14 protein-coding genes are annotated in these 12,700 nt (G+C 72.0%); 6 read left to right on the top strand and 8 right to left on the bottom strand.

Going from position 1 to position 12,700, the window contains the following annotated elements:
• Positions 1 to 36: 36 nt before the first annotated feature.
• Together CP983_RS41670 and CP983_RS41665 are read left to right on the top strand one after the other, a co-directional pair.
• On the top strand, positions 37 to 759 hold the full coding sequence (locus tag CP983_RS41670) for a DUF4232 domain-containing protein (protein ID WP_150505657.1): 723 nt from the start codon (positions 37 to 39) through the stop codon (positions 757 to 759).
• Positions 760 to 870: 111 nt separating this feature from the next.
• Positions 871 to 1,230 (top strand): VOC family protein, encoded by a 360-nt coding sequence (locus CP983_RS41665; RefSeq protein WP_150505656.1) that lies wholly within the window; start codon positions 871 to 873, stop codon positions 1,228 to 1,230.
• Positions 1,231 to 1,237: 7 nt separating this feature from the next.
• Here the strand turns inward: CP983_RS41665 and CP983_RS41660 are convergent, their stop codons facing one another.
• Together CP983_RS41660 and CP983_RS41655 are read right to left on the bottom strand one after the other, a co-directional pair.
• Positions 1,238 to 2,167: a carbohydrate kinase family protein gene (locus CP983_RS41660; RefSeq protein WP_150505654.1), complete on the bottom strand. Its 930-nt coding sequence runs from the start codon at positions 2,165 to 2,167 to the stop codon at positions 1,238 to 1,240.
• On the bottom strand, positions 2,164 to 2,850 hold the full coding sequence (locus CP983_RS41655) for a class II aldolase/adducin family protein (protein ID WP_030954917.1): 687 nt from the start codon (positions 2,848 to 2,850) through the stop codon (positions 2,164 to 2,166). The genes CP983_RS41660 and CP983_RS41655 overlap by 4 nt, the downstream gene beginning before the upstream one ends.
• A gap of 57 nt (positions 2,851 to 2,907) precedes the next feature.
• Here CP983_RS41655 and CP983_RS41650 point away from each other — a divergent pair, with 57 nt between their 5' ends.
• The 3 genes from CP983_RS41650 (at position 2,908) to CP983_RS41640 (ending at position 5,227) form a co-directional block, all read left to right on the top strand.
• On the top strand, positions 2,908 to 3,558 hold the full coding sequence (locus CP983_RS41650; RefSeq protein WP_150505652.1) for a TetR/AcrR family transcriptional regulator: 651 nt from the start codon (positions 2,908 to 2,910) through the stop codon (positions 3,556 to 3,558).
• A 46-nt stretch (positions 3,559 to 3,604) separates the two neighbouring features.
• Positions 3,605 to 4,366, top strand: coding sequence for a YqjF family protein (locus tag CP983_RS41645; protein ID WP_150505651.1), 762 nt, complete (start codon positions 3,605 to 3,607; stop codon positions 4,364 to 4,366).
• A gap of 111 nt (positions 4,367 to 4,477) precedes the next feature.
• The gene (locus CP983_RS41640; RefSeq protein WP_150505649.1) at positions 4,478 to 5,227 is read left to right on the top strand and encodes an SDR family NAD(P)-dependent oxidoreductase; all 750 of its coding nucleotides are present in this window, start codon (positions 4,478 to 4,480) and stop codon (positions 5,225 to 5,227) included.
• On the opposite strand, the gene CP983_RS41635 is transcribed toward CP983_RS41640, so the two are convergent.
• The 4 genes from CP983_RS41635 to CP983_RS41620 all read right to left on the bottom strand — a co-directional run bounded on the left by CP983_RS41635 (position 5,224) and on the right by CP983_RS41620 (position 9,541).
• Entirely contained in the window at positions 5,224 to 6,003 is a 780-nt protein-coding gene (locus CP983_RS41635) for an aminotransferase class IV family protein (RefSeq protein WP_150505647.1), read from the bottom strand. The genes CP983_RS41640 and CP983_RS41635 overlap by 4 nt on opposite strands.
• 136 nt (positions 6,004 to 6,139) lie before the next feature.
• On the bottom strand, positions 6,140 to 8,143 hold the full coding sequence (locus CP983_RS41630; RefSeq protein WP_150507200.1) for a DUF1996 domain-containing protein: 2,004 nt from the start codon (positions 8,141 to 8,143) through the stop codon (positions 6,140 to 6,142).
• 242 nt (positions 8,144 to 8,385) lie between these two features.
• Complete coding sequence (locus CP983_RS41625) at positions 8,386 to 8,838, bottom strand: flavodoxin family protein (RefSeq protein WP_150505645.1); 453 nt, start codon at positions 8,836 to 8,838, stop codon at positions 8,386 to 8,388.
• Between the two features lie 28 nt (positions 8,839 to 8,866).
• Complete coding sequence (locus CP983_RS41620) at positions 8,867 to 9,541, bottom strand: ANTAR domain-containing protein (protein WP_150505643.1); 675 nt, start codon at positions 9,539 to 9,541, stop codon at positions 8,867 to 8,869.
• A 127-nt stretch (positions 9,542 to 9,668) separates the two neighbouring features.
• Here CP983_RS41620 and CP983_RS41615 point away from each other — a divergent pair, with 127 nt between their 5' ends.
• On the top strand, positions 9,669 to 10,034 hold the full coding sequence (locus CP983_RS41615; protein ID WP_107909648.1) for a helix-turn-helix transcriptional regulator: 366 nt from the start codon (positions 9,669 to 9,671) through the stop codon (positions 10,032 to 10,034).
• A gap of 15 nt (positions 10,035 to 10,049) precedes the next feature.
• Here CP983_RS41615 and CP983_RS41610 read toward each other — a convergent pair whose 3' ends face one another.
• Together CP983_RS41610 and CP983_RS41605 are read right to left on the bottom strand one after the other, a co-directional pair.
• Positions 10,050 to 10,931, bottom strand: a complete 882-nt coding sequence (locus tag CP983_RS41610) for a YegS/Rv2252/BmrU family lipid kinase (RefSeq protein WP_150505641.1) — start codon at positions 10,929 to 10,931, stop codon at positions 10,050 to 10,052.
• Positions 10,932 to 11,070: 139 nt separating this feature from the next.
• On the bottom strand, positions 11,071 to 12,669 hold the full coding sequence (locus CP983_RS41605) for an FAD-binding oxidoreductase (RefSeq protein ID WP_150505639.1): 1,599 nt from the start codon (positions 12,667 to 12,669) through the stop codon (positions 11,071 to 11,073).
• Positions 12,670 to 12,700: the final 31 nt, after the last annotated feature.

Below are 12,700 nucleotides of genomic sequence, written 5' to 3'. Positions count from 1 at the left end.
CGCGCCCAAACCCTTTGCACCGACAAGGAATCAGCCATGCGCACCTTCCGTCACGCCCGCCTCCTCGCCGCCACCGGCGTCGCCCTGAGCGCCCTCGCCCTGACCGCCTGCCAGAGCGGCACCGGCACCCGGGACGAGGGCGCCGCGCAGTCGGGTTCGCCGAGCGCGACCAAGGACGTGTCGAAGCCCGCGCCGGGGAAGTCGCCGCAGCAGACCGGCGGGAGCGGCGGTTCGGGGCAGTCGTCGGGCGGGTCCGCCGACCCGGTCAAGTCGGCGCAGAACGGCTCGGGCGGCAAGGCCGGCCAGGGCGCGAAGAACGACGACGGCCCGCAGGACCTGACCATCTGCAACGGGTCCAACACCAGGACCACGGCCCAGCCGGTCTCCCGGCCGCTCAACCACATGCTGCTCACCGTGACCAACACCGGCTCGAAGCGATGCGCGCTGATGTACTACCCGGTGCTCCGCTTCGACGAGATGCAGTGGGTGCCGCAGGCGATCGAGGACACCCAGCCGCAGGCCGTGACGATGCTGGAGCCGGGCGGATCCGGCTATGCGGGCGTCCTGCTCAGCGCGGCCGACGGCAGCGGCACGGGCGGAGACACCGGCCACAAGCTCGTCGTCGGGTTCCAGGGCCGTACCCCGAACAGCGACGGCGGACCGGCCGCCGCGCCCGGCCTTCCGGCCAAGGGCGTCCACTACGACAGCGCGCTGAGCGTCACCTACTGGCAGACGGACATGGAGGACGCTCTCGACTGAGCCGCTTCCGGGCCGGCCGGCGCATGTGCGACGAGCGGGCGCCGGTCCACGCCGGACGAGCGGCTGAAGCGTAGCGTCGGGGGCGCCAGACCGGCCCGGAAAGGAATCACGATGGAGCCCACCGGCATCACGCCCAACCTCCACGTCCTCGACATCGCCGCCGCCCGCGACTTCTACACCGGCTATCTCGGACTGAGCGTCGAGGACTTCGACATGGGCTGGGTAGCCCGCTACCGGTCTCCCGACGGCCGGGCGCAGATCCAGCTCGTGACCCGCGACGCGACGGCGCCCGAGCTCGCGGCCGTATCGGTCCGCGTCGGCGCGGGCGTCGACCTGGCATACGCCGACGCCCTGCGCCACGGATACGAGATCGTGCACCCGCTCACCGACGAACCCTGGGGCCTGCGCAGGTTCCTCGTGCGAGCGCCCGACGGCAACGTCCTCAACATCGTCAGCCACCGGGACGACTGACGGCACCTCAGGTGCGCGGCTTGTGCTCCTGCGCGAACGCGTCCGCGGCGGCGAGGTCGAAGTCCCCGTGATCGCTGCCGAGTCCCTGCGCCACCAGGGCCGCCGCCGCGCAGCCCAGGACGGCCGCCGCGTGCGGCGCCCGGCCCAGGCCCGTGCCACGGACGAAGCCGGCCGAGAAGGCGTCGCCGCAGCCGGTGGTGTCCACGACGTCGATCGCGAAGGCGGGCACCTGCTCGGTGCCGTCCGGGGTCACCAGCAGCGCGCCGTCGCCGCCGCGGGTGACGGCGACCAGGCCCGCCCCGGCGGCCAGGAGCTTCTGCGCGCCCGTGATCAGGTCCTGTTCGCCGGTGAAGCCGAGGACCTGGTCCTCGTTGGGCAGCATGTGGTCGACGTACGGCAGGGCGGCCTCGATCTGCTCGAAGCTGCCGAGAACGCCTGGTGCCAGTAGGTCGACCGAGGTCGTCACGCCGTGTTCCTTGGCGTGCGACAGGATGCGTGTGGCGGTGTCGACGCCGATCAGTTCGGGGCCGCCGAGGTGCAGGTGGTCGGCTTCGGCGATGGCGTCCCAGGGCACGTCGTCGGGGCCGTAGGTGATGTTGGCGCCGAGGAGGTGCAGGGAGGGGCGGTCGCCGTTGGGGCGGATGGGCAGGACACTCGCGGAGGTGGCGGTGTCCGTGCGGCGGACCAGGTGCCGGGTGTCGATGCCGGCCGCGCCGAGGAGCTGGACGAGCATGTCCCCGGTGGGGTCCGACCCGATCGCCCCGGCGCTGTACACCGTGGCGCCGAGCTTGGCGAGGGTGAGCGCGGTTCCGCCGGCCGTGCCGGCGGCGGTCATCCTGATGTCCTCGACCAGTGTGGCGCCCTGGCCCTCGGGTATGGCCTCGACGGGCCGCACCAGCACGTCCAGCACATGCACGCCCAGCGTGACGACCTTCATCGGTTTCCCTCCTGCACGGGTGGTACGGGGTGGGTGGTGCCGTAGTTCCGGGCGAGCGCGGCCTCGATCACGGCGAGTTGCTGCTGCTCGTCGAGGACGCGGGGCGTGCCGAGGGCTGCCGCGCGCTGGTAGACACCGCACGCCCACTCCAGCAGGAGCGCGTGCTCGACGGCCTTGCCGAGGGTCGGGGCGTGGGTGAGGGCGCCGTGGCTCGCCATCAGTGCGGCGCTGCGGCCGTCCAGCGCCGTCAGGACGGACTCGGCGAGTTCGGGGGTGCCGAAGGTGGCGTACGGTGCGACGCGCACGGAGCCGCCGAGGGAGAGCAACTGATAGTGGATGCAAGGCAGTTCGTCGAGCACGCAGGACAGTGCCGTCGCCATGGGGGCGTGGGTGTGGACGACGGCACCGGTGCCGTAGCGGCGGTAGACGCCGAGGTGGAGGTCGAGTTCGGAGGTGGGTTCGAGCGTCCCGGCCACGACGGTGCCGTCGAGGTCGACCACGGTCACCTGGTCCGGCGTGAGTTCGGCGAGCACCGCGCCGGTGGCGGTGATCGCGACCCGGTCGTCGACGCGTGTGCTGACGTTGCCGGCCGTGCCGATGAGCAGGCCCTCCGCCCCCAGCCGACGGCACGCCTCGGCCACGGCGGCGCGCTCCTGACCCAGCACCGAGCTTGAGCCTGTCATGCGCGCGACGCTAGCCTAAAGCTGAAACAAAGTCACGTTCACATTCGGAGGCCGCACATGGGCGATCCGACCCCGGATCCCGACGGCACCTGGCAGGTCCCGCTGCGCCGCACACCCCAGCAGGCACGCAGCAAGGCCCGTCTCGCCCGGGTCCTCCAGGCCGCCGAGCGCGTCCTGGTACGCGAGGGCGCGCAGGCGCTGACGACGACGCGGATCGCGGCGGAGGCGAAGGTCTCGGTCGGTTCGCTGTACCAGTACCTGCCCGACCGGGACGCCATCGTCGACGCCCTCGCGGCGGGCTACTTCGCCCGGCTGGAGACGACCATGGACGACCTCGTCGGGTCGGCGACGGCCGAGCGGTGGGAGGATCCCGTCGCCGTGCTGATCGACACCTACGCGGCGATCTACCGCACCGAGCACGGCTTCCGGGCCCTGTGGTTCGGCAGCAGCCTCACCGAGCAGATCCGCGCGGCCGACCGCGAGCACAAGCGCCGGATGGCGGACGGCATCCGGCACATCCTGCTGGCCCTCGACCTCGCCCGGGACGACGCGGCCCTCTCCCATGCCTGCCAGGCCGCGGTCCTCGCCGCCGACGCTCTCGCCCAGGAGGCGTTCCGCCGGGACCCCGAGGGCGATCCGGCTCTGCTCGAAGAGGCCCGGATCATGCTGCGCGGCTACCTTGCCGGCGTCACCGCCCGCTACCGCTGACCTGGGGTTCCACGGAGCGCGGGGCCGGTTCTGTCATCCTGTCATCGTGCCGAAACCCACGCCCGTCACGCCGGACGCCCCCGCCCGTATACGCACTCCGCTCCTCACCCAGGAGTGGTTGGACCTCGCCTTCGTCCACTGGGCGGTCGACCCCGCCGTGGTGACGGCGCTGCTGCCGCGGGGCACCGTCGCGGACACCCACGACGGGGTCACCTACGTCGGTCTTGTCGCCTTCCGGATGCACCGGGTGGGCTGGCTGCGGATGCCGGGGGTGCCGTATCTCGGGACCTTCCCGGAGACGAACGTGCGGCTGTACTCGGTGGACGAGCACGGGCGGCGCGGGGTCGTGTTCCGGTCGATGGACGCCTCGCGGCTGATCCCGGTCGTGATGGGGCGCGCCGGCTTCCGGCTGCCGTACCTGTGGTCCCGGATGTCCGTCCGGCAGGCCGGCGACACCGTCACCTACACCAGTTCCCGCCGCTGGCCGGGGCCGCGCGGCGCGTACAGCCGCATCACCGTGCGCACCGGCGAACGCATCGAGGAGCCCACCGAGCTGGAGCACTTCCTCACCGCGCGCTGGGGCATGCACAACGCCTTCTTCGGCGGGCCCGAATCGCTGGCGTTCCTGCCCAACCACCACCCCCGGTGGCCGCTGTACCGCGCCGAGCTGCTGACCTGCAAGGAGAACCTGATCACGGCGGCCGGACTGCCGGCCCCGAGCGGCGCCCCGGCCAGCGTGCTGTACTCCCCCGGCGTCCCGGTCCGGCTCGGCCGTCCGGCGCGCCCCGCCGGCATCCCCACGCCCTGATCCGCTCACGCGTGTCGAATTCCGGAATCCGGCGCCGACGTATCGGATGAGAGGGCTGGGGCCGCACCGCGCGGCCGGCCGGCCGACAGCCGATCGGAACGGAGATCGATCATGTTGCTCAAGGACAAGGTCGCGGTGGTGTACGGCGCGGGTGGCTCCATCGGTGGGGCGGCGGCACGCGCCTTCGCCCGTGAGGGGGCGCGGGTCTTCCTCGCCGGGCGGACCGCCGCACCGCTCGACAAGGTCGCCGAGGAGATCCGTGCCGCGGGCGGGGACGCGGAGACGGCCGTGGTCGACGCGGGCGACGAGGCAGCGGTGGACGCCTTCGTGGACGATGTCGCCGCACGGGCGGGACGGATCGACGTCTCGTTCAACGCGATCGGCTACGGCGACGTCCAGCAACCGCTGATGGAGATCTCCGAGGCGGACTTCCTCCAGCCCATCGTGACGGCGATGCGCTCGCAGTTCCTGACGACCCGGGCGGCGGCCCGCCACATGACCGAGCGCCGCGCGGGAGTGATCCTCGCCTTCGGTGGCGGCGGGACGCAGACCCTGCCCGGACTCGGCGGCTTCAAGATCGCGCTGGACGCGCTGGAGGGGCTGCGCCGGCAGTGGGCGATCGAGCTGGGCCCGCACGGCATCCGGGTCGTGACGCTGAAGTCCGGCGGCGTACCGGAATCCCTGCCCATGGAGTTCCCCGGGGCGGAGGCCATCGTCGACAGCCTGGTCGACGCGACCCAGCTCGGCCGGGCCGCGACCCTCACGGACGTCGGCGACGTGGCCGCCTTCGCCGCCTCGGACCGGGCCCGCACGCTCACCGCGACGGACGTGAACATCTCCTGTGGCGCGATCGTGGACTAGAGGCTCTCGCCCGGCACGGAAAGGTAGCTCTCGCGCAGCCGGTCCAGCGCGGGGTGCTCGGTGGCGAGTTCGGTGTCGTCGATCGCGGCGACGGTCCGCACGCCGATGCCGGTGTTCGTGGCGAATGCGGCTGCCATGCCCTTGGCCTGTTCCAGGGTGACGGTGGCGACGCGGTGTTCGGCGCGCTGCCGAAGCAGCGCCATGGTGACTCCGGGCAGGACAGGCGCCTGTGGCCACACCACCGTGCCGTCCCGGTCGACGAATCCGACGTTCCAGGTGCTGCCTTCGCTGACGAGTCCGTCGCGTCCGATGAACAAGGCGTCGTCGAACCCGGCGAGTTGGGCGCTTCGCCGGATGTGCAGGGCCCCGAAGAGCCCGACGTGCTTCACCTCGGGCAGGTCCCGCTCGTAGGGCATGCTCCTGACGCGCAGCGGAGCCGGCGGCAGCGCGCCGGCTCCGCGCACCGTGACCAGGACCTGTGGTTCCCCGGCCTCCGCGAGGTGGACCATGTCGACTCCGGGGTCGTAGACGGTCACTCGGACGACGCACGGCAGCGGCCGTCCGTCCAGGGCCCGGCGGACGAAGTCGCGGACGCGCGCGGTGTCGAGGTCGGCACCCCACACGGCCCGGCAGTCCTTCCTGAGTCGTTCCATGTGCAGCGGCAGGCCGCGAACGCCGTCCTCCTCCACTCGCATGGTCGTGAAGTGGCCCACGTTGACCAGGGCCAGGGACAGCAGTTCATCGGGGGAAACGAGCTTTCCGTTGAGCGTCGCCATGCCGCCCAGGATGTCAGGACCGGCGTCGTGGCACCCCGAAGCCGGGGAACGCGAAGGGCCCGGACCGGGTGAACCGGTCCGGGCCCTCGCGGGATGTCAGCGCCTCACGCGCCGTTCCCCTGTTGCGTTGTCACCCCTATCGGGCGCTGCGCCTGGCGCGCATCAGCACCAGGAAGCCGCCGATGAGGAGGACGGCGCCGCCCGCGGCGGGCCACAGCGTGGTGGCGCCCGTCTCGGCCAGGTTGCCGCCGACCGCCTGGGGCTTGGTCCCCAGGCTGTCCTCGGTGTCCTCGGCGGGAGGCTGGGTCTGCGCCGAGGCGCCTCCCGCGTTCTCGTCGTCGCCGGAGCCGCCCTGCGCCTGGTCGTCGCCCGCGGCGGCCGACGGGGTTCCGTCGGACTTGGGCGCTACCGTGCTGGACAGGGTGGGCTTGCCGTCGTCCGCCGGGTCGGTGGCGGGGGCGTCGTCACCGGGCTCGTCGTTCGCGGGAGCCTCGGTCTCGGGCTTCTCGGTGGCCGGCTTGCCGGTCTCCGGGGCCTCGGTCGCCGGGTCGTCGTTCGCCGGCGGGTCCGTCTGCTCGTTGCCTCCGTCGCCCGGCTCCGGCTTGTCGTCGGCCGGCGGCGTGGTGGGTGCCTCGGTCGGCTCCTCGGTGGGCTCCTCCTGGCCCGGGTCGTCGCCCTCGTCGGCGCCGACACCGCACTTGCGGCCGGAGTTGATGCAGTCGACCATCTCGCCCATCAGCTTCTCGTCGAAGACGTTGATGAAGTCGCCGTGGTCGGTGACGGGCTTGTGCAGCTGCTCCGGGAAGGAGTCCACCGCGAACAGCGGGGTCGTCTTGCCGCCGTCCTGGAGGCTCGGCGCGTTGACGTCGTAGACGATGCGCTGCACCAGCTGCGGGATGGCCTTGAAGCCGTTCGCGCAGCTGCCGTCCGCCGCGGCGAACGCCACGTGCGTGCGGTGGTTGGCGCTGTCGATGTTCGTCCCGTCCCAGCAGCTCTGGAACTTGAAGGTGCGCACCACGTCACTGCCCTGCGGGCACAGCGGGTACTTGTCCTTCAGCTGCCGGTCCTCGAAGCCGGTGCAGCTCCAGGAGGCGTTGGCGTTCGCGGTGCCGTTGATGAACGCCTTCGCGTCACCGGTGATGATGCGCAGCAGACGCGGCATCTCGGTGACCTTGCTGCGCGGGCTGCCCACGAAGTTCAGCGTCACCTCCTTGGGGGTGACGATCTCACCGGCGTTGCCCTCGATGCCGCCGCCGGGCGAGTTGGCGTCCTGCTCCTGCGAACCGTTCTGGAGACGGATCACGGGCCAGTAGTACGTGGACTTGTCGCCCTGGTTCACACAGCTGGTCTCGGCGTTCGCCAGGTCCTCGTCGCTCGCGAAGGCGTCGTTGGACTGGTTGCCGATGTAGTCGTGGAAGTGGTGGGCGCCGTTGGAGACACCGGGGGCCACGATGACGTTGTCCGAGTTGAACAGGCCGTTGTCGTTGACGCCGCAGCTGGTGGCGAAGGTGCCACGGGAGGCGTCCGAGGACAGGGCCGGCTTCTGGACGTTGGGCTGTACGGACTTGATGTCCTGGTAGTCCGCCGCGTTGGGGCCGTTGCCGGCCTGTCCGCCGTTGCCGGCGTTCTGGCCGCCGTCGCCCTGCTGCTGGCCGCCCTGACCGGCGCCGTTCTGGTTGTCGCCGCCGTTGTCCTGGGCGCCGTCCCCGCCGTCGGCGCCGTTCGCCTGGTCACCGCTCTCGGGCTCGGGGGCCCGCAGGGTGCAGTCCGCGAGGCCGTCCAGGCCCTCGGGCCGGTCCCCCGTGCGGTCCACGGCGATGGCGATCCGCTCGATCGTCGCGCCGCGCTTCTCCTTCAGCGGCTTCATGATCGCGTTGTCGGCGAAGCCGGGGTCCTGCTTGATCGCCTGCGCCGCCTCCGTCAACCGCTGGTAGGCGTCGGCTATCTGCTGGTCAAGGAGGGCCAGCTCCTTCGCGACGTCCTCCTTGGCATCCTCCGGCACATCCGTCAGCTTGTCGCCGACGTCCGGGCAGTCGATCGTGCCGGCCGGGGAGGACAACGTCTCGGCGGAGTCGGCTCCGCCGTCTTCGGTCGCCGAGGCATAGACGTTGGCCCCAACAAGGCCGCCGCCGCCCAACATCAGCGCGACCGCTGCAAAGGTCGCGCGCCGTGCGCCCGTTGGGCGTCTTCGCGTGCTGCGTCCCAAGGAAGTACTCCTACGCCTCGTGGTCGGTCAGGGCATGAAAATCCCCCGGTCCTATACGCAGGCCGACGGCGCAGTGTTCAACCGCCTCAGGAATTCTCAGAAATATCTTATGAGCCGCGTAAACCTCGTCTGAGCAACGGTGTTCGAACCGAAACCTGAGCGACGGGAAGCCCTGCTCAGTCCATCAGTCCGGCGGCGAGCGTGGCCCCCAGTTCCCAGCAGGCCTCGGTGTCGGCCTTGCCGGGCTCACCGGTCACCTTCACGGGCTGCGCGGCGCGCTGCCAGGCGAGGCCGGTCGTGATGGCGTCGACGGCCCGCACGGCGCCGGTCACGTCGCTGCCGCCGTGCACGTAGTAGCCAAAGGGGCGGCCTCGGGTCGCGTCAAGGCACGGGTAGTAGATCTGGTCGAAGAAGTGCTTCAGGGCGCCCGAGATGTAGCCGAGGTTGGCGGGGGTGCCCAGGAGGTACGCGTCGGCGTCGAGCACGTCGGACGCCGTGGCCGACAGGGCCGCCCGCCGCACGACGTCGACGCCCTCGATCTCGGGCGCGGTCGCACCGGAGACGACGGCTTCGAGCATGGCCTGGCAGTTGGGCGAGGGGGTGTGATGCACGATCAGCAAGGTAGGCACACCCCGAACCCTGCCGTCGCGCCGCCGATCAACGCAACCGCGACGCTCCGGCCACGGGTCGGGCGGAGCCGACCTTGGCGACGGCGGACGACAGCTGCTCCCGCACCGCTTCGGGCAGCGGTTCGCCCTTCACGGCCGTGACCAGGTCGCCGGCGAGGGCGTGCAGTTTCGTGTTGGTGTTCTGGGAGGCCTCGACCAGCACCGTCCAGGCGTCCTCGGAGCTCAGGCCGAACGAGGCCATGAGGATGCCGCGGGCCAGGTCGATGGTCGGCCGGGTCTGCATCGCCCGGCGCAGCTGGGCGACCTCGATCCGCAGGTCCTCCACGAAGTCCTCGGAGACCTCCGCCACCTCGCGCGACCCGGCGGCCGACGCGCCCTCGTCGTCGGCACCCGGACCGGCGAACAGCTCCCGCGTCCGCGTCAGGTCGAGCAGTCGGTCGACGACCGCACCACTGGCACTGATCACGACCGTCTTGCCCTGCCTGAGCGCACGCAGGCGTAGCGCGAGCAGGATGTTCAGGGCCGCACAGTCGCAGAACGTGACGCCCTTCAGGTCCAGATCGACGCCTCGGACCGAGCGGCGCAGGGCTTCGCGGAGGGCACCGCGCAGCCGCTCGCTGGTGTCGAGGTCGAGTTCACCGCGTACCTCCACACTGACCCGGTCGCCGTCAGGGCCGGGCACAGAGGACGTGAGCTCGGACATGTCCGCCTCTCCTCAAGTGCTCCCCGTCTCCGCACCAGGGTGACCCGAACTCTCGAACACGTCAACAGATACATGAAATTCAGTGCGTGTATTTGTATACGTGAACCCCGAGCCGTACTGTTGGCACATGGACGGAGTCCCTGAGCCGCACACCGGATGGACATTTCTGACCAATCACGCGCGCGTACTGGCGGCGATCGCGGACAACCCCGACGTCCGGATCCGGCATATCGCGGCGCACTGCCGGCTCACCGAACGCGCAGTCCAGAAGATCATTGCGGAGCTGGAGGGGGACGGCTACCTGTCCCACGTCCGCGAGGGGCGGACCAACATCTACCGGATCGAGCCGGGCAAGCTGCTGCGCCACCCCGCCGAGGCCGGTCTGCCCGTGGCCGCGCTGCTCGCCCTGCTCATCCACGACGAGGCCGATCGCGGCGCGGCCGCCGAGCAGCTCAGGGCGACGCGGCAGCGGATGCCCCTGGACGGCGGATGACCTCTTGCCCGGGGCTCAGCACAGGACGCGCAGTGCTCCCGGCAGGACGCGGAGCGTGACCGGGAGGTTCGCCTCGACCTCGCCGTCGGCACCGTAGGGCACCTCGCGGTCGGCCGAGATACGTATCTCCTTGCCGCGCAGTATCTCGACCTGGGGGCGGTGGACGTGGGCGCCCGTCTTGAGGTCGTTCATCAGGGCGAAGAACAGCCGGCGCGGGGCCTCGCGGATCATCACGACCTCCAGCAGGCCGTCGTCGACACGGGCGTCGGGCGCGATGAGCCGACCCGACCCGTAGTAGCCGGAGTTGGCGGCCACGACCGTGTAGCCGATGTGCAGGTGCTCCTGACCGTCGACGGTGACCCGGTAGCGCGCGGCGCGCCAGGTCGTGACGGCGCGCAGTCCGCCCGCGTAGTAGGAGGCGGCGCCGCGCAGCAGGGTGGCGTTGTTGGCGTGGCGGTTGGCGAGCGCGTCGACTCCGGCGTACACGCTACCGAGGACCGCCGTGCGGTCGTGCACGGCGGACTCGACCTCTATGGTGTCGACCTTCCGGGGCTCGTGGTGGAGCAGCACCTCGGCGAGCGCCGCCGGGTCGGTGGGCAGTTCGAGGGCCCGCGCGAAGTCGTTGCCGCGGCCGGCCGGGACGAGGCCCAGCACCATGTCGGTGCCGCTGAGGGCACCGCCGATGCCGCCGGCCATTCCGTCGCCGCCGACTGCGAGCACCACCCGCCCCCGCTCTCCGGCGTCCCTGGCAAGCTCCCGGGCGTGCGCCAGGCTGCGGCTGTACTGGGTCTCCAGGTCGGCCCCGGCCTCCCGCAGCGGCCGGGCCACTTCCAGCAGAGCGGCCGCGGAGGCGGATCCGCCCGCCGTGGGGTTGACGATGGCGGTGAACTGTCGCATCGGTGTGCCTTTCGGGCCGACGGGAGGGAGCTGCCGGAGGCGGGCCGGGGGCGGGTGGGAGGTATGCAGGTGGAGCGGGGTGTGACCGGCCCAGTGGAACAGGCGTGTCAAGCCCCGGGCGGGGGCGGGGCGGCCCGGCTCAGTCGAGCGGCAGGAGGACGCCGGGGTTGAGCAGCCCCGCGGGGTCCAGTCGCCGCTTGACGGCACGCAGCGCCTCGATGCCCAGGGGGCCCGCCTCACGGACGTACCAGTCGCGGTGGTCGGTGCCGACGCCGTGATGGTGGCTGATGGTGCCGCCCGCGCCGAGGATCGCCTCGTTGGCGGCGTGCTTGGCCTTCTCCCAGTGTGCGACCGCGTCCTCGCCCTGCGCGGAGACGACGGTGAAGTACAGCGAGGCGCCGTTCTCGTAGACGTGGGAGATGTGGCACATGACCAGCGGCGGGGTGCCGGCCTCGGTGAGCGTCGTCGTGAGGGCGTCGCGGACGGACGCGTACAGCTCGGGGACGCGTGACCAGAAGGTCGCGGTCTCCAGGGTCTCGACGAACGCCCCGGCGTCCAGCAGGGAGTCCCGCAGGTAGGGGGCGGAGTAGCGGCCGTGCGCCCAGCGCTCGCCGGGTTCCTCGCCGAGCGGGGTGCCGCCGCAGTCGCGCAGGACGGCCGCGCCGTGCTCGCTGCGGTACGCGACGTCCTCGTCCGTGCCCTCGTACCCGGCGATCGCCATGCAGCCTGCGGACTGCTGCGCGGCCTCGGAGCCGCCGATGGCGTCGGGCTGGGCGAGGCCGATCAGGGTCTCGGTCTCGTCGGACAGCCGCAGCACCGTCGGACGCGGTCCGTCCTGGGCGAGGCGGCGCAGCGCGGCGGCGCCCTCCTCGAAGGAGGCGAAGCGCCAGCCCTCGTACACACGGGCCTGCGGGACGGGCCGGATCCGCACGGTCACGGAGGTGATGACGCCGAAGGCGCCCTCCGAGCCGAGCAGGAGCTGGCGCAGGTCGGGGCCGGCCGCCGAGCGCGGCGCCCGGCCGGTGTCGATGGTGCCCTCGGGGGTGGCGACGGTCAGACCGAGGACCATCTCGTCGAAGCGGCCGTATCCGGCGGACGCCTGGCCGCTGGAGCGGGCGGCGGCGAAGCCGCCGATGCTCGCCCACTCGAAGGACTGGGGGAAGTGGCCGAGGGTGAAGCCGTGTTCGGCAAGCAGCGCCTCCGCCTGCGGCCCGCGCAGTCCGGGTTGCAGGGTGGCGGTGCGGGAGACCGCGTCGACGGCGAGCAGCGCGTCCATACGGCGCAGGTCCAGGGCGACGAAGGCACCGCGCCGGGAGGGGGCGAGGCCGCCGACGACGGAGGTGCCGCCGCCGAACGGGACGACGGCCAGGCCGTGTTCGGAGCAGGCGCGCAGCACGGCGAGGACGTCGTCGTGGCCGGCGGGCAGGACGACGGCCGCGGGTACGTCGTCGACCTCGCCGTCGCGGATGCGGAGCAGGTCGGGGGTGGACTTGCCACGGGTGTGCCGGACGCGGGTCTCGGCGTCGGTGCGGACGTGCTCCTCGCCGCCGACCGCGGCGGACAGGGCCTGGCGCACGGCGGGTTCGAGTCCCGGCTGGGGTACGGCGATGTCCGCCAGGGCGACCGGCCCGGCGGTGCGCGGCTTGACTCCGAGCAGATCGCGCAGCAGGCCGATCACGGTCTCGGGCAGCGGCGCCGCCTTGGCCGGGTCGCCCCAGCCGCTCCACAGCATGTCCATGACTGTCGTCCTCACCGGTCGATTTCGAGCG

This window comes from Streptomyces chartreusis, from assembly GCF_008704715.1.
Lineage (GTDB): Bacteria > Actinomycetota > Actinomycetes > Streptomycetales > Streptomycetaceae > Streptomyces > Streptomyces chartreusis.
This window is presented reverse-complemented; position numbering and strand designations above follow the sequence as displayed.